Source organism: Pseudoalteromonas sp. NZS37 (assembly GCF_015864265.1).
Taxonomy (GTDB): domain Bacteria; phylum Pseudomonadota; class Gammaproteobacteria; order Enterobacterales; family Alteromonadaceae; genus Pseudoalteromonas; species Pseudoalteromonas arctica.
Window position 1 is genome coordinate 1 of sequence record NZ_JADYXL010000013.1, and the last position, 22013, is coordinate 22013.

A 22013-nucleotide genomic window follows, 5' to 3' on the forward strand; every position below is an offset into this window, starting at 1 on the left:
ATTCAGTAAACATTAAAACTGCAATTATGTAGTTATTATCATGCGTGTAATTCAGGTTTTAACGTGCTAATGACTTATTTAATGGATGAAATAAAAGTAACCCAATATTAAAAGATAAATTCTCAACCTAAAAGTGAATAGCCAGATTAAAAATAGAGTGGCTGTCTTGTTTAGTTTTATAAAAGATAAATTTTGAATCTGAAGAGCTAATTTTGTGGCACAGTTTTGTTTGTTCAATTAAAGTGTCTGTCTGGTTTGGTCGGTATTAATCGATCCCTTGGAGGGGTAATGGAAGCAATAACAATTACGAGTGTTTTTAGTGCGGTAGTCGGTGCATTAACAGGTAGTCTTGGGGCTGCACTCCTGGGAGCGGGTATTGGTGCAGGGCTTTCTGCAACTTTAATAGTTATCCATGAAACTAATCGTGAAAGAAAAAATAGAGCTCTTGATCTGATACAAGAATACAGTTCTCCGGATTACATTCAGATTCGTAATGATGCAAGTAAAGCACTTAAAAAGTCGATGCTAGAAATTGAAAGCCCATCTTGGGATAGTCTTTACCGAAAACTATCTACGGAAGAGTGGCAAAAAATATCTAAAATTGAACATTTCTATAAAAAGTTAAATTTTATGGTAGATATTAAAGAGGCGGATTCTAGATATTTAGCAAAATATTTTGAAGTTGAATTTTGGCATTGGCAAGCAAGGTATTTTAGTCGGATTAATATTGAATCTGGTGAGCCTGAAATGGTATTTCAAGCTCTTGCGGATGCTTTCGAAAACCCTAATAATAAAAAGACTTAGGGAAATAATAAAAGCGTATCCCCATTCTTAAATAAACTAGACAACCATTCTAAATTTTATGAAAACACTAATAGATTGAAGCAAAATAGGAACTCAGCTATGGTTTGTTTATTAATAAAAACAAATAAAAACGAGTTAATCAGCTGGCTCGTTAGGTAATTCAATGAATACTGCCATCGATGAAGTCACAAATAATTACCAAGACTGGAGCTTAGACAAATTATCGTATGTTGATGGGTTACTAACACTGAACCTTAAAACTTATATAAAAGACGATGATCCCGTAAGGTTTATGGTTGTGTTTACAAATACCGTTTTATTCGAAACTTATGATGAAAGTAGCCATTTTCATGACTATCATCAAAACCGTGATTCGGGCGTCATTGGCGTATATTCTGATTCAAGCTTATTGGAGTATGCTCAAACTAAAACGAATACTTTCAGTTTAAACAACAATAAGCTGTTTCATTATTCTGTAATGACTACAAATGAAATTATTCATGTTTTAACAAATATTGAGCCTCAGGTGATAAACGTTACCTAACAACACGCCTTGAGATGGGCGACTAGTAAAATTTGGCTATTAATTGTGGGAAGCTGAAAATAGTAAGTAAGATTTTAAAAACTTTATAACAAGGAACGTATATGAATTTATCTGAAGGCAAAACTGTAATTGAGTTTGAAATATCAGAAACAGGCCACCAAATTGTTGAAGCTAAAATTAACGGTAAATTGTTACGTTTTATTTTAGATACTGGCGCTGGAACATCTGTTTTAGACAGGGGATGCCTAAGTGAGCTAGGCATTGAAGAGACACTAAATGTTGAGAATGCAGCAGGCTTGGGCACTTCTGATCACGCAATGGGGGATGTAGAGGTTCATTCAATAGAGTTTGGAAATGCCTTGTTTGAAAGTCCTGGCTTTGTGTCACTTAATCTTGACCATGTACAGGTGGCGGGTGGTGAAAAGGGAGTACATGGCTTGTTAGGCTCTCCTTTTTTTACTCAATACCAAGCAGTTATCGATTTTTCAAAAAATAGGTTAGAGCTTTTTAATAAAAAAAATTAAATATCTAACCTAAACTTTGTTAGTAGATTTTAACTAACGCACCATGTTTATGAATTTTACTATGGCATGGTGCGACAGCTGTTATTGTTTACAATTTGTATTTTAAAGCTACTTTTCTAATTCTCTTCTAGTAATTCTTTTCTTATAATTTCTGCCCCTGCGCTCAAGGCATTTAATTTGCCGTTAGCTATATGGTGAGGTAGTGGAGCCATGCCGCAGTTTGTACATGGGTAGAGTTTGTCGGCATCTACAAATTGGAGTGCTTTACGTAGCGTATTAGCTACTTCTTCTGGCGTTTCGATAGTATGATTTGCTACATCAATAGCGCCTACCATTACTTTTTTACCGCGAATGAGTTCTAGTAAATCCATTGGTACATGTGAGTTATGGCACTCTAATGAGATAATATTGATATTAGATTGCTGAAGCTTAGGGAATGCTTCTTCGTACTGGCGCCATTCGCTTCCTAGTGTTTTTTTCCAATCTGTATTGGCTTTAATGCCGTAGCCATAGCAAATATGCACGGCGGTTTCGCATTTGAGCCCTTCAATTGCGCGCTCTAAACAGGCAATTCCCCAGTCGTTTACTTCATCAAAAAATACATTAAACGCGGGCTCGTCAAATTGAATAATATCAACGCCTGCGGCTTCTAACTCTTTTGCTTCTTGATTGAGAATTATGGCAAATTCCCACGCTAGTTTTTCGCGGCTTTTATAATGGTCATCGTAAAGCGTGTCAATCATTGTCATTGGGCCTGGCAATGCCCATTTTATTGGTTGCTTGGTTTGCTTGCGTAAAAACTTGGCGTCTTCAACAAACACAGACTTTTGACGGCTAACAGGGCCCACAACGGTAGGTACACTTGCGTCGTATCGGTCACGAATTTTTACTGTTTTGCGCTTTTCAAAATCAACGCCATTTAGGTGCTCTATAAATGTAGTTACAAAATGCTGCCTTGTTTGCTCGCCATCGCTAACAATATCAATGCCTGCTTGTTGCTGGTCGAATAATGACAAGCGTAGGGCGTCGTGTTTGCCTTGAGTTAATTCATCACCTTGTAATTTCCAAGGTGACCAAAGTGTTTCTGGCTCTGCAAGCCATAAAGGCTTAGGTAAACTGCCAGCGGTAGATGTAGGTAGTAATTTTTTCATAATAAATAATGCCGTATATTTTAGTTAATTATTAAACGTAGCGTTAAGCGCGTTATTACTGGTTGTTACTATTAGTTGTTATGACAGATAGCGAGTAGAGAATTGCTCAAGAACCGTTTGGTACGGCTTGATAAAATGCTCTTGTGCAAACTTGCCTTGCTCATTCGCTAACTTGCCGCGCTCTTCTCGGTCATACACAATTTGCGTTAGTGAGTGATCCAAGTTTTTTAAGTTTGGTTTATATGATTTACCCGCTGTTGCATTGGCATTATAAATTTCTGGTCTGTAGATTTTTTGAAACGTTTCCATCGTACTAATGGTGCTTATAAGCTCAAGATTGCTGTAATCATTAAGTAAATCACCAAAGAAAAACAATGCTAAAGGCGCGGCGCTATTTTGTGGCATAAAATAACGTACCTGTAAGCCCATTTTTTTGAAGTATTGCTCAGTTAAAGACGATTCATTTGGTTCGTATTCAACGCCAAGTACCGGGTGCTGGTTTTCGGTGCGGTTGTAGGTTTTGTTATCTGACACACTTAGGCATATAACCGGTGGTTTTTTAAAGTTTTGTTTGTATGTATCCGAATTTACGAATGACTGAAATAGCTTGCCATGTAAAACCCCAAAGTCATCTGGAATGCTAAATTGAGGCTTGCCTTTATTGTGCTCTTGTAGGAGAACGCTAAAATCGTAGTCGCGTACATACGATGAAAAGTTGTTTCCTACAATGCCTTCAATACGCTTATTAGTTTTATGGTCAACAATATTTGTTTTTAATATTTCGATAGAGGGGAAGCTTTCGCCGCCATCTTCAATACCTATTTCAACAGAGATAATTTCAAGCTCAACAGCATAACGCTCACCTTTGGTGTTATCCCAGTGGGCTAGGGCATTAAAACGGTTGTTAATCATGTTTAAGGCGTTACGTAAGTTTGCTTTGCGGTACTCACCTCTGGCTAAATTAGCAAAGTTGGTTGTGATACGCGTATTAGTTGATGGATGATAATTTTCGTCGAGTGAAACGCTCTTAATATTAAATGTAAAATCTTTTTTCATCGTGTTTATATCCAATTTTATAATTTAAACCTGATTGATGCTCTGCGCTCTATTAGCCTTGCAACTTACTTAGCTGGCTTAGCTGGTTTAGGTATTCAGCAGCTTTAAGTTGTTAGTAATAGTGTTTAGCGCTAAGGGATGAGTAATTTATACGTTGATTGGTATATGAAGAAAAACGGTTTAATTTCACATAAAACATGAGTCATATTCATTAATCACTATTGTTAGATTCGATTACGTAGCAATTGGCGAGAAAAAGGCATAAATCGGTAAAAATAAAGGATGGATGTTTAGCCGTTTAGACTTCCTTGTCGTTGGTGTGTACTTTATTCATGTTGAACATGAGGAATATTCAAATAGTTTTTTTGTAGCTATATCAGTATGTTAGTTAAGTTTTTAGCATATTGCGTCGCTGTTTATAATAAATGTCGTCACGGGTAAGTTCCATCTAGCTATATAAGTAGATACCTTAGCTAATCTAATCTCAAAAGATAAACCGACTTTTCTGAGTACGTATATAAATGCTTGTAAATTAATAAAAGGCTATAAACCATATTAATGGCAATGCCAGTGCGTTAAGTAAGTTATACTCGTTTTTCATCACCTCACCTATTGAGTATTCGTGGATATCAAAGGCACTTGTATTGCATCAACTATTGATGAGCATGGCCCTGTTTATGTATATGAAACAAAAAAGAATCTTATTCTCAGCTTTGACGGAAAAATTTATCAAAGCTGTATTAAATTAAATAATATTAACGGGTTAAGCTTAGCTTATACGCAAGCTATGATGGCTGCGCTTTTTTTTATTCCGCACTTAAAAACCGCGATGATAATGGGACTTGGGGCGGGCTCTATAGCAAAAAGTCTTTATCATGCGTTTCCTGCACTGACTATACATACCGTTGAATACCGCAAAGCCGTTGCTGATATGGCTATAAAATATTTTGAAGTCCCTGTGTCAGAACGTTTGTTTATTCATATTGATGATGCGGCAAACTACATGAAAAAAACGCAGATAAAAACGGACGTTATTTTTTCTGATTTATATAGCTCAGAAGGGATGGAGTCAGATCAGGTGCAATCATCCTACTTACGTGATTGTAAAAATGCGCTCACTTTAGATGGTGTTTTAGTACTTAATATTTGCCATACCAAAATTGGGCAAAGGGAAGTGTTTGATCAACTACTTGAGAAAGAATTTGCAGGAAAGGTTCTTAGTTTTATTATTGAAGGCGGTAATAAAATTGTGTTCGCTTTTAACAATAAAATGCCTGCACTTAGTGAAGACGAATTACTTGCTAAGGCTCACGCGTTACAAAAATTAATAAACGTACCAATGACGCGCTATGCCGGGCTTTTATTTAATTAAAATGGTTAGTTTGATTTACTGGTAAATGACGCGTTTGAATCCATCCATCTATCTGTTGTTCATTTAAACTTAGTTAAACTAATCATACTCTGAATAAAAATAATAAAGTACGAACCCGTACGGAAACACTCATACATGGATTACTGTAAAAATATAATCGCTAAATTTATAAGCGCGATGCAAAAGCGGCCTGGATTATTGGCTGTGTTGGCGTTTTTGTCGGGCGTTGCTAGCTTTGCACTTGTAGACAGAAAAGAGTCTTTTTCGCAATTTATTGCGATATTTTTACTTATTAGTTGGTTGTGGCTAATTATTGATAATTGGCTGCGTGATAAAGTAGAAGAAAAGTTTGGTGTAGCGGTATCGCCTAATGTAATGCGTTTTGCGCTACAAATGGTGCAGCAAGAAAGCCTATTTTTTGCGTTGCCATTTTTTTTAGCGGTTACGCAGTGGAATCATCCTCAAGCAATTTTTACTTCCCTTATTGCTTTGTGTGCAGTTATATCGGTTATCGATCCCTTTTATTATAAAAAACTTGCTAGAAACCGCACGCTATTTAGCGTGTTTCATAACTTTGCTTTATTTGTTGTTTTGCTTGTTACGTTACCTATTTTGTTAAACCTTACAACGAGCCAAAGTTTAGCTGCCGCACTTGTAACTGCTGTAGTGGTTACTCTTCCGAGTTTAAACAATTTAATGCCTAATGCTCGCTGGTGGCGTTTTCCTATTCTTGTATTGATTTTATGTGCTTTAAGCACAGCAGTGTGGCAATTAAGAAGCTATGTGCCTCCTGCAGCACTGCGATTAACCGATATTACGTTAGCTCATGAAGTTGATTTACAGCATAAAAAGCCAGTAGGGAGTATTAAACATTTAGATTCTTATACGCTGCACCATCAAGGTTTATATAGTTGGACTGCTGTTAAAGCACCAAGAGGCTTAAACGAAAAAATATTTCATGTGTGGCTTCATAATAAAAAAGAAGTTGATCGGATCACGTTAAATATAAACGGTGGGAGAGAACTAGGTTATAGAGCGTGGACACACAAAGTAAATTTCCCTAGTGACTCTGTTGGTAAGTGGCAAGTAAAAGTAGTCACCGAATCAGGTCAGTTAATAGGTTTAACGAAATTTACTGTTACACCTTAATTAACTTAGCTGGCTGTATTTTAAACACATAGCTGATATAGTTTTTGCATTCCAAACTAATGGACATAGTTAATGAGTATTGCATTTGATATTTTTATTTGGCTAATAGTTGATACTGGTTTGAGCTTTTTATTTTACTCGACCGGCTGGCTGCTATTAAAAGTGGTAACGTTTGGGCAGTATAAAAGCGAGTTTAAGGATTTTGCATCTTATAAAGCGAGTAAAGCTAGAAGAGTCGACTTAATCTTCTTACTCGGTTTTTGTTTTTATGTTGCACTCTTTGCCGTTATGGCTTATTTAAGTCACTAAACTGGCCAACAAATTAGGTTAATAATTTTAAGAATAATAAGCAGCTTAATGAGTTATTGCTGCTTATAGTTTTCCCCTTTACCGCACTTTTTTACACTTCCTTCTTATACTTTTCCTGTTTTTGCAATAGGGAACACCTCACCGTGAGTACTATAACTATCATTTTACTATTAAATTAAGTACCTGCTAGAGCATTGCTCGGTGCGTATATAGCTTTGGTTTGTTGGTTGAAATCCGAGCTAATTGCAACTTGTAGTTTATGGGTAATACTTAGTAAATACTTCAAATCTAATAAATAAAACAATATATATGCATCCATTTATTGCGCTAACACGTTTTATAACAATACTATGCGCCACTTTTTACCATTTATGATGGTTTTGGACTTAATAAATGACTCACTATTTAAAATATGTATTTGTTATTACGACTCTAGCGGGAGTAAATACAGCTTACGCACAAGCAAAAACACAAGAGCACTATCAAGAGCTTGAAGTGGGCGTAGGCGGAAATATTAAGCATACCAATACTGACGTAAATTACAAAAATAAAGAGTTTGATTTACATATTCACCCATTATGGGAAAGCCGATATGTAACCGAAGGTCGGGATAACCTTGCCGGTAATGGTATTGCATCAATTGCTACTGAGTTTAATTATAAAAACTTTGCGGTGATCCCTTGGGCCGCAAAAGGTATTAGTAGTGATTATTCAGAGCTTAATTTAAATGCCATTTATACCGCTCACTTATCTGAGCGAGTAGAGATGTATGTAGGTTATAACTATATTAAAGCTCGCGAAGATGGCATTGATGCTCACGATAATGAGCTAAGCCTCGACTTTGCTTATCTCTATGCAGACGATATTCAGTTGTTAAGTAGTGTTTATCATTCATTTGATGCCAGCGGTACATTTTTGGAGTTGGCAGTAAAAAAAGATTTTTATATTAACGATTTATTATCAGTAGATATTCAATCAGGCGTGGGGTTTAACGCGGGGTATGTTAGTGATGGGCACAACGGAGTAAACAACGTTAAGTTTACTGCAAACTTGTCGTATCAGCTTTTTAATCAGTTAGCCTTATACACATATACAAGCTATAGCATTGCAGTTAATAAAGATGAAAAACGCTTTGTAGGTGACGAGACACTTCGAAATATATTTTGGGGTGGTGTAGGGCTAAGTTATCAATACTAGGGCGTGTTTGCTTTTCGAGGGTGAGTTTACAGCTTTTAAATTATTCGTATGTTTTGAATCAATAAACCATGCGTATGTGTAATACACAATAACTAAAAAATGTTAGTGTTTAGCTATCGTTTAAACACAGTTGAGAATTACATATGAAGTTTTTAGTATTTTTAGGCACAGTACGCGATAGTACACCACCAAAGCCAGCTCGCTTAGGTTTAAGGGTTTCTAGGGCTTGTATAGAATGCTTAACAGAGCATTTTGGCGATCATGAGTTTGAGCTAATTGATGCGTTGGATTTTCCTAGCGAAAACGTATTTAAACCACATTTTGCATACGCTAAAAGTAATGCACCTACAGAGCTCACTCTTTTAGCTGATAAAATTAAAGCCGCAGATGGTTATATAATGATTAGTCCTGAGTACAATCACAGCATGAGTCCAGCCCTCGCTGACTTACTTAATCATTTTGGTAGCTCACTATTTTCGTATAAACCAAGTGCAATAGTAACTTACTCAGCAGGACAGTGGGGTGGCGTAAGAGCGGCCATTAGCATGCGTACTTTTTTATCTGAACTTGGCTGTTTACCGGTATCGGCGATGATCCACGTGCCAAAAGCGCAAGATGTGTTTAGTGAGGATGGCAAACCTGTTGCAGGAGAGAGTCAATCATCGTGGTTTAATTATTTCTCACGTACGTTTGGCCAACTAATATGGTGGGCGCAGGCTGCTAAAGAGCATACCGAGGTGGTTGACCCGCAAAGTTTGCTAAAAAGCTTTAAAACAGATCCTTCTCAGCGCAATGCGCCTTAATACCCGCTAACTAATTGTTTGGATTGATTATAGAAACATGGCTGCATATAGTGGTATCATTAACGCTACATATTTTTAATAATGCATAATACCAATTCGCAATAATAGTTAATCAATTTAAGGGATTAAATCGCTAACTGCATTAAAAGTTTCTGATATAGAACAGCTCAATAACGAAATTTTTGCTTTGTTATCGACACGATTTTCTTGTTTCAAAATAGATTACTGAATTATGCGAATTGGTGTAAGAAACAAGGAAATTGTGTCTTGAAATATCTAGCCTTACTAAGTGTGCTAACGCTTAGTGCATGTAGTTCTGTTCCCCATAAAATTGAAATGAGCCAAAGTACGGCTGCAAATATGAACCTTATCGCTTTAACTGAGCAAAGTGCACCAAAGGGTGTTGCTGGTACTTATCAGTTTCATATTAAAGCGGCGGGAGCTCAGGGTAGTTGGTTGTATTTAAATACCGAAACTGATTATCGCGACAGGCGTTCTATTACGGTATCAATACAGCCTAATGTGGTAGCAGAGCTTCAAAGTAAATACGGGCAACCAGCAGACACCTTTTTTATTGATAAAACAATAGAAGTAACAGGCGAAGCTAAACGAGTAACTATCGATTTTATGAGCCGTGGTAGAGCTACTAATAAATATTATTATCAAACGCACATAGATGTGTCATTACTTAAGCAGCTTCGTGTTATTGAAAGTTAGCAAAAAGCAATGCACTGTATTTATATACAGTGCATTGCAAAAGCTTACTGTGAGCTTTAACGTTTACACTTAAATTTACTGTTCTGGCGCTACTTTAGCGCTGTTTTATTCAACGATTTCAAAACTCTTATTTAACCTATTGTAATCTCATTACATAAAACTAATAATTGGTTAGTTTTATAAGTTTGAGTACCTGTATTGAAAGCCAAAGAAATCCGCAATTTTTATATCAACGAAGAGCAATCTGTTTATTTGCTTTCGCACCGCGATGCTAAAAAACACCGCCAGTGGCTTAATATTTGTATTAAGCAGCTAACACTGCTGGGCTACAAAAACGTTGAAATGATTGGTTCAGGTGCTTTTGGTTTTGTGTTTGCAGGTGATGACGATAACGGCTTACCTTGGGTATTTAAGTTTTCGCGTATTACGCTTGCCCAAAGTGTACGCGACCGCCTAGAAGACGAAGCGTATATGCTTTCGCAAATTAATAACCCCTTAGTGCCTACCTTTTATGCTTTTGAGCGAATTAAAAAACAAGGGATTTTAATGATGGCGCGCGCCATTGGAGAGGACCTTGAAAAAGTATCGCTTAAAACAGGGCGCTTTAGTGCCGCGCAAATAATGGCGCTAGCTGTTAGGTTACGTAATGTATTAATTGATTTACGTAGTCACAAAAACGGCGTTAGCCCACAACCTATAGTGCATGGCGATATAAAACCTTCAAACCTTGTTTGGGATGCAAACACTAATGCGCTTTCGTTAGTGGATTGGGGCAGCTCTGTGTATGCACAGCTCGATAGTGATGGTAACCCTGTTGCGAGTAACTTTATGGATTTAATGTCGGGCGATTTAAGTACAACTAATGCGCGTATGGGCGATGTGTACTTTATTGGTGAAGCGCAAATGTCGGGGGAGCAATCATCCCCACGATTTGACGAACAAGGTGTAGCCGCTACGTTGTATGCGCTAGCGTCGGCGCAATCGTGTCGCTTTGGTGCACAAGCCATCCCTGCAAGCAGCTTAGGGCTCCCAAAAGAGCTGGCTAAAGTGATTGATGGCATGCTTTCTAAAAGTAAGGCACAACGTGATGGTGCCGGTGATTACTTTATGCGTAATATTACAACTATGGCTAAAGCGTATTTACCTGAGCTTGATAAAAAACAAAAAAAAGCAGATATTCCTTTTTGGTATGGCAAGGCCGAGCAACCCGACACGGTTGTATATAGTTCACGAAAACAGTTTTTACGCCAGGCCGATCATAATCAGCAATTACTAGATATAAACGACGCGCAACTTGACCGTTATTATAAAGAGTTTTTGTTTGATACCGGCGATAACGAAAAAGCATTTTTAGCATCAATAAGCCGATTAGCTAAATACCCTGTTGTTGGTGGGCTTAGTTTTCATTGGAAGGATGAGTCGATGTTTGTTGAATCGTCTTTAATTATGCATGACGAATCATTGGGTGATGCCTTTAGTGATGCGATTAATAACACGGTGATGCTTGCGCAAGCGATTAATCAAAAAGGGTTATTTAAGTGTTGTTTGTTTGATGCCCGTAAAACCATTCAGCTAGAGCGAGATGGCACGGGTGCATTTAAGTTTGATAGCCTACCAGAGCTTGAATACGAAGTAGTCAGCATGAAGGCAAACGACATAACTCGCCCGCATTCATACTTTGAAGACGGTAAAGACCCTGATGAGCAACTACAGCTACCTAAAAAAGTTATTAAGTGCGTATTTGAGCTTAACCAAATTCATCATACGGGGTGTATTATTTTTGAAGCACTGCCCGACAGAATGAAGATTCACCATTACTACCGCTTACTCGATTCGAGTAAAGAGGTTGAGTTTAAACGCCTTCTTAATAAACTAATGCAATACGCGGTAAATATTACGGACGTTGGTGTTGCGGGCTTTATGAAACTCCCATATAAAAACACCCGTGAGTTTAGTTTATGTGAGCAGCAAGAAGAGCATTACTTTCCTAAAAACCCCAAGCTTGTACCTTTATAGAAAGAGCCCTTCACTAAAGAGTATTAAATAAGAAGTAAAATATAAAAAAGAGCATAAGTTTGTTTAACTTGTACTCTTTGTCACTTAATTATTAGGTAAGTATTACTAATTATTAAAACACCTTACTAAAGGGCGACGTTGGTGTTAGCTCAAATTGATGAGTTAGCTTTTGCGTTTTATTAGTCGCTGTTATTTGATAATGCTGCTTGTGCTCATTGTTACTAAATAGCTTAACGTTAAAGTTAACTTTGGTTAATTTACTGGGCAAAGAGTAGCGCCCAGTAATGGTTACTTGGTCTATATTGTCGCTTTTATGTGTATGCGACGCTTCTGGGTTTAGTAAAAGTCCGTCAATAGTAAATTTATACTGATGATCTGCTAAATAAACGTTCTTTTTAACTCGCTTACTTATTTGTTTTTTATGAGCATTAAACTCAACTATTGATACTTTGCCATCCTTATCTTCATCAACCCCTTTAAAAGCCGACATAGGGATTGAAAGCACAATAAACACGTTATTATCAACAAAATTCAGCGTACCGTGATCTGCAACCATTAAATGCGCGTTTGCTAAATTTGGCATAATCAACAAACCCAAAGTAGTCATACTCAGTAGACCTCTTTTTATATAAGGCATAGCTTACTCCTAACTAAACTTCGCCTTTAACACAGCGTTGAAAAAACGGGTAAGTGTCTGTTGCGTAGTAGTGGTATATCCCATCAGGAAACTCAGGCGTTACACCAACGCGGCCATTACATTCATCTAAATCACCAGAGCCTGCTACGTATTCCCAATCTTGTGCAAATGTACCTAATGGGTATATATCGGTAGAAGGGCGGTTTGCGCTTACGGTTGTTATGTGTTGGTAGCTACCGGTCATTGCGGTTAGGGCTGAAGTTGCATCACTTGAGTCTGAATAGCCGTAACGTGCATATATAGGAAAGCCATCTGCTGCCCAGCCTATTAGAGTCATAGTGGTGCTATTGCCACCTCGCATTGCTACAAAGCCTTCTGGCATACCATGATAGTGATATGTGCCATCGGGTTGTACATGTGCATTGTTGTCGTCTGTTCCAAAACTAAACGTGTCTTGGCTTAGGGCTTCTATATTCCAGTTGCCGCTGTTGTCGCCTAAATCGCAATCGGTGCCAGAATCATCACAACTTCCGCCTGTGCCTGCGTCTATTTTAATGCCATTAAGTACAACGCCTATCATTCCACGAGGACCACCAAGCATAGTTGCTTGTGTTGTTTCTATAGGCTCAAGTGTGTAGCTTTCATTTACTGATTGTTCAGAAATAGTATTTGGGTTATCAGCATTAGGGAATGTACCTACTTCGTGATCGGGTATGCCATTAGCTGCTAAGTCGCGTGTAGTTCCTGTGCATGACCAATCTGCAGCGCTGGTGGCTTGTACTGACTCTGACTCGTTATATTCACTGTAGCTATATTCACAAAGTACACTTTGGGTTGAACTGCTGGTACCTGTGCCATTATCTGTGGAGGTTTGTGATGAGCTTTCTGTAGTTTCTGAGCTATCAGCTATGCCTTCTCCACCTCCACATGCAACTAACGATGAAACAATTAAAGCAAGAGAAGTGAGCTTTAAAGCATTTATCCTATTTCGATTTTTATTATTAAGTGCGTATTGTTTCATTGCTGCCTACCTGATCAATTAAGTTACTCTAACAATAATCAGCAATTGTGCAAATAGTGTGTAAACAATGATGACAAATTAGCAATTATGTAAATAGGCGGAGTATTAAAGCTAAGTTGAGATTTAACTTTATGAGATTGTGTTTTATTTTAAAATTTCAAAAAGTTAAACTAATGCCAAAATAGCTAACATAAAAGGCTACCTTAATGGCTAAAACAAAACCTGTAGTGACGTTACAAAGTCACGGTATTTACTCTAAGTGGGATAGTGAAAGTAAAGCGTTGCCACAAATAGAGCAATTTACAACAAATGTAATAGCTGAGGTAGATATTGAGTTTGGCTTAATCGTAAATATCAAAAAAGGTAAAGGCGAAAAGCTTCATTATTGTATTTACCATCCTGATATTCCAGGTAGTAACGGTGATGTGATGGATCCTTTTGAAGGCGATGTATACGTTAAAAACAGTGATTGGAACTTTTATTTAGGCGATACGCTTTGGCTGCCAATAGAAAATAAATTGGGTGATTGGCGAATGACGATTGAATTAAATGGAAAAATCATTGCTGATAAAACTTTTAATGTGGCATTAGAGGCAGAGCGCACCGAAACAGATTTTTGGAAAAACCGAGGGTACTAATTGTTATTTATTGGCTATGTAAGGCGGATATAATTGAAGTTAATGAGAAAATAGTCGAAGAGCTATTTATAAACAGCTCTTCAACCTTAAATTAGTAAGTTTTTAGTTACCCCAAGGGTTACTAGAATTAGAACGCTGCTTACGATCGCGAGCACGTTGCTTAGATTCTTTTTTCTCTACAATACGTTTAGCATCAACAAAACTAAGTTCACACGGCTCACCCGGTTTATGATCAGCTGGGATCACACGATCTCGTGGTGGTAGTTCGTATTGAACATCATCAGGCTTAGGTAAGTTTTTAAGGCGGTAAAGGTAAAAGTTATCTACTTTTTCTTGTGCCCATTGTGTTTTACGTAAAAATTTAACCGCAGACTTAACATCAGGATTATTTTTAAAGCAGTTAAGTTGTAAATAAGCGTGTAGGAGTTCCCACCCGTATTGTTCAACCAGCTCTTCAACCACTTGTTCTAATTTTACGCCTTGCAGTGGGTTATTACTGAAAAGTTCTTGGTTGCTCATAGGTGTTGCCTCATTATTAAAATTCAAATTGCATTATAAGTTTTATCTATAAGTTTTGATACTCTAAAATCTACACATACAATGAATTGAAAGATAAAATTTACACGTGTTTAAATAATCGGTAATATTAAAAAGCTTTATAAAATACGGCAAGATGCCAATTTATAGTATTAAAGATTAAGGAATATTACGAAATGGGACTTTTTAATAAGATCAAAACTCAAGCAAGCACTATTGGCTCAAATATTAGTGACTCTACATCAAAACTAAGTAGTGATATTGCTACTTCAGCAAAAGAAAACGCAAAACTTTCAGCGATTCGTTCAGAAATCACTTCAATCGAAGGTCAGCTTAATATTGGTTACAAAGATATTGGTAAAAAATATGTTGAGAACCTTTTAGCTAACCAAGGTGAAAATGTTGAAGTTGCTTTACAAGAGCCTTTATCAAGAATAGAACCTCTTTTAGAGAAAAAGATTGAGCTTGAAGATGAAGCCATTGAAATCGAAAAGAAAATAAAAGATCAAATTATAATTCAAGAAAAAGCAATTTTTCAAAAAGAATATGATCAAGAAAAAGAGAAGTTAGAAAAAGCAGTAAAACTTGATGTTTTATCTAAAGAAGAAATGGAAGAAAAGTTAGCTAAAGCACGTTTAAAACTAGATAACTTTGACAACATTCGCAAGCTTAAAAAGCAAGAAGAAATGGGTTTGATTACTAAAACAGAATTAGCTGAAAAATTAGCTGCATTCGGTGCCTAGTTAAACGTTTAAGCCACATATTACTATGTGGCTTATTATTTAATTAACTTTGGCAATTAACTACAACACGACCACGAATTTTACCTTCCATAAGTTGCTCTGCGTTATCGATTACGTGTTCGAGTGATATTTCTGTCGAAATTTTATCTAAATAATCGGCGCTTACTAATTTAGCTAAACGATCCCATGCTTCAATTCTGTCGGCTTTAGGGCGCATTACGCTATCAATTCCTATAAGAGATACACCACGTAATATAAAGGGTGCCACCGATGCTGGTAAATCCATACCTTGTGCAAGTCCGCAGGCGGTTACTACGCCACCATATTTTAATGATGCACAAATATTGGCAAGTGTATGGCTACCTACTGAATCTATTGCCGCTGCAAATCGCTCTTTTTGCAAAGGCTTACCCGGGTTTGAAAGCTCATTTCGGTCAATTATTTGTGAAGCGCCTAACTCTTTTAAATACTCACTTTGATCTAATCGACCCGTTGCCGCTGTTACGTTAAACCCAAGTTGGTTTAATAAATAAATAGCAAAGCTGCCTACGCCACCATTGGCACCTGTTACCAGTATTTCGCCAGATTCAGGCGTAATACCTTGTTTTTGAAGCGCTATAACACTTAGCATGGCGGTATAACCGGCTGTACCTATTTGCATCGCTTGCTTTGGTGAAATACCAGTAGGTAAGGGGATTAACCAATCGCTATTAAGTGCTGCTTTTTGAGCAAGCCCGCCCCAATGTTTTTCACCTACACCAAAGCCATTTAATATTACGTTATCGCCGTTTTTAAATTCATCGCTGGTGGAATTTGTAACCGTACCCACTAAATCAATACCTGGCACCATAGGAAAACTGCGTACAACGTGGCCTTTGCCAGTAATTGCTAAACCATCTTTATAGTTAAGTGTGCTGTATAGCACGTCGATAGATACGTTTTCGTTTGGTAAATCACTATTTTCGATAGTTGATAATGAAGCGCTATAGTTATTATCTTCTTTATTAATAACAATGGCTTTAATTGGGTTACTCATGGGATATCCTTTTAGACCGATCGTCTTTTAATTGGTAAATAAAAACGCATTAGGTTAATAATGCGCGTAAAAACATTTCTGTATACAAAGTAAGTGGAGTATTTGATTTTGTGAGCTTGGCGCGCATAACAGCACCTTCCCAACCAATCCAAAAGTACTCACTCATCAATTTTGTATTTACATGGCTTGCAATAGTGCCTTGTTGCTTAGCTTGGTTTAAGCAAACCTCTACATAGTTTTGCCAAGCTGTGTAGCTTTGCATTAATCTGGTTTTAAACTCATCACTTAAATGGTTAAGCTCTTGATTTAAGTTACCGACTAAACAGCCACGTTTGTAATCGTATTTTTTCATCCCTTTAATTGCGCTTTGAGTAAAATTAACGATTCGCTCAAGTGGGGGGACATCTTCTTGCTGTAGGTAATGGGTAAGCTTGGCAATAAAATAACTGTCGTATGCATCAACTAACGCAATACCGTAGGCTTCTTTACTTTTAAAGTAATGATAAAAAGAGCCTTTAGGTACAGCCGCTTTTTTTAAAATAGTATCGAGCCCCGTGGCGCTAAAACCAAATTCAGTTAGGGTTTCTAGGCCCGTGCGAATAAGTAACGCTTTTGTATCGGCGTTTTCTCTGGCTATTTTAGGTGGGCGACCACGGCGTATTGGTGTTGATGTGTTTTTGTTCATGAACTCATATTAGACCGATCGACTTTAAATAATCAAGTATAAATTTAAATTGTTTAAAAATAGTTCAAATTTAGGAGCGGGCTACTAATTTAAGATTAATGAAATAAAAGCGTCACGATTACATTTTTGTTTGGAACTTAGTCAATATTAGTCGGTCACAATTAAAGCACACAAGTGCTTTTTAGCGATTATTAAATCGCCAATTTGTTATTACGAACCGGTCAAATTAAATGTTGTATGACCACTTACTTTTTTAAATGTTAATTCATTTTTGCATCAGCAGCTTAGTTAAAGTCAAACAATTTAATTGCTTTTACAATTTGAATTTTACATTTTTATTAACTATTCATTAAATGTAGATTTCACTAATGCTACACAATATATAAATAAAAAGGTGAGGATATTACCGATGAAGAGACAGAAAAGAGATCGTTTAGAAAGAGCTCATTCTCAAGGTTTTAAAGCAGGTTTAGCAGGTCGCTCAAAAGAGCTATGCCCTTATCAACAAGTAGATCCAAAATCAGAGTGGTTAGGAGGTTGGCGTGAAGCGATTGAAAACCGCAACATGTACAAAACCTAAAATCAATAATCGAATTTAAGCAAAAAGGCCTCCAAATTGGAGGCCTTTTTGTTTGTGCGTTTAAAAATTAAAATGCACTAGTGTCTTGGAACAAGCCCACTTTTAAATCTTTTGCTTCGTAGATTACTCGGCCATCTACTTCTACAGTGCCATCGGCAACGCCCATAAACAATTTACGTTTAATTACGCGTTTCATTACAAGACGGTAAGTTACTTTTTTATTAGTTGGTAAAATTTGGCCAGTAAATTTAACTTCACCCACACCTAGCGCACGACCAAGACCAGGGCCACCAGACCAACCTAAGTAAAAGCCAACTAGTTGCCACATAGCATCTAATCCTAAACAACCTGGCATTACTGGGTCGCCTTTAAAATGGCAATCGAAAAACCACAGGCTAGGGTCAATATCAAGCTCAGCAACAATTTCGCCTTTACCATGAATTCCGCCATCAGCAGTAATAGAGGTAATGCGGTCCATCATTAACATGTTGTCACTTGGTAAACGGCAGTTGCCTTCACCAAACATTTCACCTTGACCACACAGGATCAAATCTTCTTTTGTATAGCTATTTTTAGGTTCCATAACACTTATCTTCGCTTAGAAATTGCCAAGTACTTTAGCGTACACTTGTACGCTAAACAACTCGGAGCAGTTAAAAAATCAAAATATTGCACATAAAATCACCAATCAATCAGCGCGATTGGTTTTTGCACTATAAAACCGCGCAATTACAATCAGAAATCATTATAATTAGCGCTGTCTTATAACCAGTCTAAAGGAAGTTTATGATCCTTTTTGTTAACTCACTAACTGTGATTGATTTTTCTTACTTATGTAACAAACGCGGCGCCGTTGGCGAGAGCTGGATTGTTGATTTAACTTTGCACGGTAAACTTAACGAAGAGTCTATGGTTTTAGACTTTGGTTTAGTTAAAAAGCAAATTAAAGGCATTATAGATGAGTGTATTGATCACCGATTAGCAATTCCTACGGGCCTTAATGGCACTGTATCTGAATTTGACGAGCATAAAACACTCGACTGTACATTTGGTGAAAACAACCACTTAGCTATGAGTGCTCCTCATCAAGCTTATTGCATGATTAACGCAGACGAAGTAACGGTTGAATCGGTTACTGAATTTTTAATTGCGACTATTTTACCGAAGCTACCAGATAACATTGAAAAAATTGAGCTGTCTCTTAAGCCTGAGCACAGCCAAAGCTTTTACTATCATTACAGCCATGGCCTTAAAAAGCATGACGGTAATTGCCAACGTATTATTCATGGGCATCGTTCTCAAATTGGTATTAGCCTAGATGGCATCTCTATGCCGCGCTTGCAAAAAGAATGGTCTCAAAAGTGGGAAGATATTTACTTAGCCACCAGCGAAGATCAAATTAACGCACCTGATTTAAAACACATAACAGCCAAAGCGGGTGATGTATGTTTTGCTTACACGTCGGCACAAGGCTATTTTGAAATGGCGATTAGCGAATCCCGTTGCGACATTTTACCAGTAGACACCACTGTTGAATGTATTGCTGAACATGTAGCTGGCCAAATTAAAGCCCAATATCCAGAAAAAGCAGTGAAAGTGACTGCTTATGAAGGTGTTGGAAAAGGATCGATTAGCTATGTTTAAAACACTTTTAGCAACAGCGCTTGTTGCCTCTGCTAGCTTTAGTGCTATGGCGCTTGAGTTAAAAGGGCATTTAACACAAGGCGGTTTAGTTACTGGAAAGCTAGAAAACGCTAAATCAGTAAGCTTAGATGGTAAAAGCTTAAAACTTTCGCCAAATGGTGACTTTGTATTTGGTTTTGGGCGTGACGCTGAAACGACTCATACTTTAAAGTGGGTAGATAACACGGGTAAATCGCATTCTCAGCCGCTAGCCATAACTAAGCGTGAATATGAAATTGATAAAATTACCGGCGTGGCTAAGAAGTATGTTTCACCGGCAAAAGAAGTCAGTGCACGTATAAGCCGCGAAGCAGTTGCTGTTCGTAAAGCGAGAGAAGTTGACTCTGATTTACTGTACTTTTTAGACCCTGTGTTAAAGCCTGCAGAAGGGCGTATATCGGGTGTTTATGGTAGTCAGCGCTATTTTAATGGCGAGCCTCGTCGTCCGCATTTTGGCTTAGACATCGCTAATAAAACAGGTTCTCCTGTTTACGCGCCAATTAGTGGTACCGTGGTATTTTCTGAACCTGATTTATACTACTCAGGCGGTACATTAATTATTGATCATGGCCATGGTATTACCTCAACTTACATTCATTTAAGTAAGCTTGATGTCAAAGTGGGTGACAAAATTAAGCAAGGTAACAAAGTGGCTGAAATTGGTGCAACAGGGCGTGTAACGGGTCCTCACCTAGATTGGCGCTTTAACTGGAAAGGCGAACGCCTTGATCCTGCATTACTAATGCAAGATACATTAGCAAACAAAAAGTAGAGATTATGACTGACGTAAATCGCGATGCAATAATTGCTCAGCGTATTGAAGACTCAACCACATCGGTAACTAAAACTGTATTTCCTGGGCGTACTAATCATCACAATACTTTATTTGGTGGTGATGCACTGGCGTGGATGGATGAAGTGGCATTTATAGCAGCTACTCGTTTTTGTCGTAAACCTTTGGTTACCATATCTTCCGATAGAGTTGATTTTAAAGAAGCCATACCAGCAGGTACTTTTGCAGAGTTAATAGCTAAAGTAGTGCATGTAGGTAACACCAGCTTAAAAGTTGATGTAGATATATTATTAGAAACTATGCACAGAGATGATAAGCACTCTGCCATTAGTGGTAGCTTTACGTTTGTTGCAGTCGATGATAACCACAGACCGACTCCGGTAGTATGCGACAAAATGATTTATGGTTTTGATTAATTTAAAGCTTTAAATATGCGGTAAAGTAAATTTATATAAGCACCTTAATTGGTGCTTATATAAAACCCCTGAAAGAACACATCATACTAAATATTCATTAAATATAACCTCGACAACAGAGTTAATATTAACTAAAAAAAGTAATCAAACTGGGGGGGAATTGATAGGGGTGAGAGTTGTTGGATTTGGATACTAAAAAGGCATGCTTTAAACATACCTTTTTAGTTACATTTAGCTTTTAATTAAATTTACGAATACTTACATGCATACTACTTAAAGCACCATTGCTGCAATCCAGCCAAATATAAGCAGTGGAATGTTAAAGTGAATAAACGTTGGAATAACAGAGTCTCTAATATGGTCGTGCTGCCCATCGGCATTTAAACCTGATGTTGGGCCAAGCGTTGAGTCTGAAGCAGGGGAGCCTGCATCACCTAAAGCGCCCGCAGTACCAACAAGTGCAGCGGTAGCCATAACAGAAAACCCGAGGTCTAAACACAAAGGAACAAACAAAGTTGCAATAATAGGCACTGTTGAAAACGAGCTACCAATTCCCATTGTAATTAATAACCCGACTAACAAAATAACACCGGCGGCCAAAGGTTTATTACCATCAAAAAGTGCCGCTGTGCTGTGTACTAAGCTCGCTACGTCGCCAGTGGCCTGCATAACTGATGCAAAGCCTTGTGCCGATATCATAATAAAACCAATCATCGCCATCATCGCAACGCCTTTACTAAATACGTCGCCGTTTTCTTCCCACTTAACTACACCAAATACACTAAATATCATTACACCTACTAAACCCCCTAAAATCATTGAGCCACTTAGGTTTTGTGCAACAAGTGAGGCAAGTACCGCACATAGCCCTACAATCATTACTTTTTTAGGGTTTTCTACCTCGGCCGATTTACTCTGAGTTGTTAATGGGAGCTCGGTGTATTCGCGGCGTTTTTTGTAGGTAATAAATACCGCAATAAGTAATCCTATAAACATGCCTAATGCAGGAATAATCATCGCCATAGGGACTTGTGTATTTACAATGTCTAAGCCGTTATCGACTAGATTTTTATGCAAAATAGAATACAAGTAAATACCACCAAAACCATAAGGCAGCACCATGTAAGAGGTTGCTAATCCAAATGTTAAAATACACGCTATAGCACGCCTGTCTAGTCTTAACTGATTAAAAACCACGAGTAACGGCGGGATTAAAATAGGAATAAACGCTATGTGTACAGGTACTAAGTTTTGCGAAGAAATTGCACAACCTAAAATAATTAATAAAATGAAGTAACTTAAAAACGTTTCATTCCCGCTGCCTTTAGCATTTACTTTAGCAAGTAACTTATCAGCGAGAATACGTGTTAAACCCGACTTAGAAATAGCAACGGCAAATGCACCGAGCATGGCATAACTTAGTGCAATTTCAGCTCCGGCAGAAAGGCCAGAATTAAATGCATCAACACTTTCTTTTATACCCAAGCCTGCGGTTAAACCAGCAACTAAAGCACTTATGATCATGGCAACAATGACGTTAACGCGAGCCAGAGATAGCCCGAGCATTAAAATAACGCCTATAACAACAGCATTCATAGTATT

General features: G+C 37.6%; 25 protein-coding genes. 16 read left to right on the forward strand and 9 right to left on the reverse strand.

The genetic code is table 11. From position 1 onward, the window contains the following. The first annotated feature begins 288 nt into the window (after nucleotides 1–288). The 3 genes from I6F47_RS18310 to I6F47_RS18320 all read left to right on the forward strand — a co-directional run bounded on the left by I6F47_RS18310 (nucleotide 289) and on the right by I6F47_RS18320 (nucleotide 1872). Nucleotides 289–804: a hypothetical protein gene (locus I6F47_RS18310; protein WP_039487800.1), complete on the forward strand. Its 516-nt coding sequence runs from the start codon at nucleotides 289–291 to the stop codon at nucleotides 802–804. Nucleotides 805–967: 163 nt separating this feature from the next. Next, nucleotides 968–1348 (forward strand): hypothetical protein, encoded by a 381-nt coding sequence (locus I6F47_RS18315; protein WP_197184318.1) that lies wholly within the window; start codon nucleotides 968–970, stop codon nucleotides 1346–1348. A 101-nt stretch (nucleotides 1349–1449) separates the two neighbouring features. After that, nucleotides 1450–1872: a retropepsin-like aspartic protease gene (locus tag I6F47_RS18320; protein ID WP_197184319.1), complete on the forward strand. Its 423-nt coding sequence runs from the start codon at nucleotides 1450–1452 to the stop codon at nucleotides 1870–1872. Between the two features lie 116 nt (nucleotides 1873–1988). On the opposite strand, the gene I6F47_RS18325 is transcribed toward I6F47_RS18320, so the two are convergent. Continuing rightward, nucleotides 1989–3023: a methionine synthase gene (locus tag I6F47_RS18325; protein ID WP_165721868.1), complete on the reverse strand. Its 1035-nt coding sequence runs from the start codon at nucleotides 3021–3023 to the stop codon at nucleotides 1989–1991. A 78-nt stretch (nucleotides 3024–3101) separates the two neighbouring features. Beyond that, complete coding sequence (locus tag I6F47_RS18330) at nucleotides 3102–4079, reverse strand: DUF1852 domain-containing protein (protein WP_165721869.1); 978 nt, start codon at nucleotides 4077–4079, stop codon at nucleotides 3102–3104. Between the two features lie 622 nt (nucleotides 4080–4701). Between I6F47_RS18330 and I6F47_RS18335 the strand changes: the two genes are divergently transcribed. The 7 genes from I6F47_RS18335 to I6F47_RS18365 all read left to right on the forward strand — a co-directional run bounded on the left by I6F47_RS18335 (nucleotide 4702) and on the right by I6F47_RS18365 (nucleotide 11642). Then, nucleotides 4702–5451 carry an ATP-binding protein gene (locus tag I6F47_RS18335; RefSeq protein ID WP_165721870.1) on the forward strand — a complete coding sequence of 250 codons (750 nt, stop codon included), beginning with the start codon at nucleotides 4702–4704 and terminating at the stop codon, nucleotides 5449–5451. 135 nt (nucleotides 5452–5586) lie between these two features. Next, nucleotides 5587–6600 carry a DUF5924 family protein gene (locus tag I6F47_RS18340; protein ID WP_165721871.1) on the forward strand — a complete coding sequence of 338 codons (1014 nt, stop codon included), beginning with the start codon at nucleotides 5587–5589 and terminating at the stop codon, nucleotides 6598–6600. Between the two features lie 72 nt (nucleotides 6601–6672). Continuing rightward, nucleotides 6673–6909 carry a hypothetical protein gene (locus I6F47_RS18345; protein ID WP_165721872.1) on the forward strand — a complete coding sequence of 79 codons (237 nt, stop codon included), beginning with the start codon at nucleotides 6673–6675 and terminating at the stop codon, nucleotides 6907–6909. 393 nt (nucleotides 6910–7302) lie between these two features. Further along, on the forward strand, nucleotides 7303–8106 hold the full coding sequence (locus tag I6F47_RS18350) for a hypothetical protein (RefSeq protein ID WP_165721873.1): 804 nt from the start codon (nucleotides 7303–7305) through the stop codon (nucleotides 8104–8106). A 143-nt stretch (nucleotides 8107–8249) separates the two neighbouring features. Then, nucleotides 8250–8909 carry an NADPH-dependent FMN reductase gene (locus I6F47_RS18355; RefSeq protein ID WP_007377135.1) on the forward strand — a complete coding sequence of 220 codons (660 nt, stop codon included), beginning with the start codon at nucleotides 8250–8252 and terminating at the stop codon, nucleotides 8907–8909. Nucleotides 8910–9176: 267 nt separating this feature from the next. Then, nucleotides 9177–9626, forward strand: coding sequence for a hypothetical protein (locus I6F47_RS18360; RefSeq protein WP_165721874.1), 450 nt, complete (start codon nucleotides 9177–9179; stop codon nucleotides 9624–9626). A gap of 198 nt (nucleotides 9627–9824) precedes the next feature. Continuing rightward, nucleotides 9825–11642, forward strand: a complete 1818-nt coding sequence (locus tag I6F47_RS18365; RefSeq protein ID WP_165721875.1) for a protein kinase domain-containing protein — start codon at nucleotides 9825–9827, stop codon at nucleotides 11640–11642. A 112-nt stretch (nucleotides 11643–11754) separates the two neighbouring features. On the opposite strand, the gene I6F47_RS18370 is transcribed toward I6F47_RS18365, so the two are convergent. Continuing rightward, nucleotides 11755–12279: a hypothetical protein gene (locus I6F47_RS18370; RefSeq protein WP_165721876.1), complete on the reverse strand. Its 525-nt coding sequence runs from the start codon at nucleotides 12277–12279 to the stop codon at nucleotides 11755–11757. 13 nt (nucleotides 12280–12292) lie between these two features. Further along, nucleotides 12293–13300 carry a YHYH protein gene (locus I6F47_RS18375; RefSeq protein ID WP_197184320.1) on the reverse strand — a complete coding sequence of 336 codons (1008 nt, stop codon included), beginning with the start codon at nucleotides 13298–13300 and terminating at the stop codon, nucleotides 12293–12295. Nucleotides 13301–13506: 206 nt separating this feature from the next. On the opposite strand from I6F47_RS18375, the gene I6F47_RS18380 reads away from it, so the two are divergent. Continuing rightward, on the forward strand, nucleotides 13507–13938 hold the full coding sequence (locus I6F47_RS18380; RefSeq protein WP_007582762.1) for a DUF3859 domain-containing protein: 432 nt from the start codon (nucleotides 13507–13509) through the stop codon (nucleotides 13936–13938). A 102-nt stretch (nucleotides 13939–14040) separates the two neighbouring features. Here I6F47_RS18380 and I6F47_RS18385 read toward each other — a convergent pair whose 3' ends face one another. Then, nucleotides 14041–14457 carry a VF530 family DNA-binding protein gene (locus I6F47_RS18385; RefSeq protein WP_007582761.1) on the reverse strand — a complete coding sequence of 139 codons (417 nt, stop codon included), beginning with the start codon at nucleotides 14455–14457 and terminating at the stop codon, nucleotides 14041–14043. A 194-nt stretch (nucleotides 14458–14651) separates the two neighbouring features. Between I6F47_RS18385 and I6F47_RS18390 the strand changes: the two genes are divergently transcribed. After that, nucleotides 14652–15218: a hypothetical protein gene (locus tag I6F47_RS18390; protein WP_024593630.1), complete on the forward strand. Its 567-nt coding sequence runs from the start codon at nucleotides 14652–14654 to the stop codon at nucleotides 15216–15218. 43 nt (nucleotides 15219–15261) lie between these two features. Here the strand turns inward: I6F47_RS18390 and acuI are convergent, their stop codons facing one another. Then, nucleotides 15262–16254: an acrylyl-CoA reductase (NADPH) gene (acuI, locus tag I6F47_RS18395; RefSeq protein ID WP_197184321.1), complete on the reverse strand. Its 993-nt coding sequence runs from the start codon at nucleotides 16252–16254 to the stop codon at nucleotides 15262–15264. Between the two features lie 49 nt (nucleotides 16255–16303). Beyond that, nucleotides 16304–16939, reverse strand: coding sequence for an acrylate utilization transcriptional regulator AcuR (gene acuR / locus I6F47_RS18400; protein ID WP_197184322.1), 636 nt, complete (start codon nucleotides 16937–16939; stop codon nucleotides 16304–16306). Between the two features lie 409 nt (nucleotides 16940–17348). Between acuR and rmf the strand changes: the two genes are divergently transcribed. Then, nucleotides 17349–17519 (forward strand): ribosome modulation factor, encoded by a 171-nt coding sequence (rmf, locus tag I6F47_RS18405; protein WP_002960897.1) that lies wholly within the window; start codon nucleotides 17349–17351, stop codon nucleotides 17517–17519. A 67-nt stretch (nucleotides 17520–17586) separates the two neighbouring features. Here rmf and fabA read toward each other — a convergent pair whose 3' ends face one another. Next, a complete protein-coding gene (gene fabA, locus I6F47_RS18410) occupies nucleotides 17587–18102 on the reverse strand; it encodes a bifunctional 3-hydroxydecanoyl-ACP dehydratase/trans-2-decenoyl-ACP isomerase (protein ID WP_007582756.1) in 516 nt (171 codons plus the stop codon). Nucleotides 18103–18305: 203 nt separating this feature from the next. Between fabA and I6F47_RS18415 the strand changes: the two genes are divergently transcribed. The 3 genes from I6F47_RS18415 to I6F47_RS18425 are packed head-to-tail and all read left to right on the forward strand — an operon-like array spanning nucleotide 18306 to nucleotide 20411. Next, nucleotides 18306–19163, forward strand: coding sequence for a 6-carboxytetrahydropterin synthase (locus I6F47_RS18415; RefSeq protein WP_007582754.1), 858 nt, complete (start codon nucleotides 18306–18308; stop codon nucleotides 19161–19163). Continuing rightward, the gene (locus tag I6F47_RS18420; RefSeq protein WP_024606894.1) at nucleotides 19156–19974 is read left to right on the forward strand and encodes a M23 family metallopeptidase; all 819 of its coding nucleotides are present in this window, start codon (nucleotides 19156–19158) and stop codon (nucleotides 19972–19974) included. The genes I6F47_RS18415 and I6F47_RS18420 overlap by 8 nt, the downstream gene beginning before the upstream one ends. Nucleotides 19975–19979: 5 nt before the next feature. Then, on the forward strand, nucleotides 19980–20411 hold the full coding sequence (locus I6F47_RS18425; protein WP_007582749.1) for an acyl-CoA thioesterase: 432 nt from the start codon (nucleotides 19980–19982) through the stop codon (nucleotides 20409–20411). A gap of 273 nt (nucleotides 20412–20684) precedes the next feature. On the opposite strand, the gene I6F47_RS18430 is transcribed toward I6F47_RS18425, so the two are convergent. Further along, nucleotides 20685–22007 (reverse strand): Na+/H+ antiporter family protein, encoded by a 1323-nt coding sequence (locus I6F47_RS18430; RefSeq protein WP_010552808.1) that lies wholly within the window; start codon nucleotides 22005–22007, stop codon nucleotides 20685–20687. Between the last annotated feature and the right edge of the window lie 6 nt (nucleotides 22008–22013).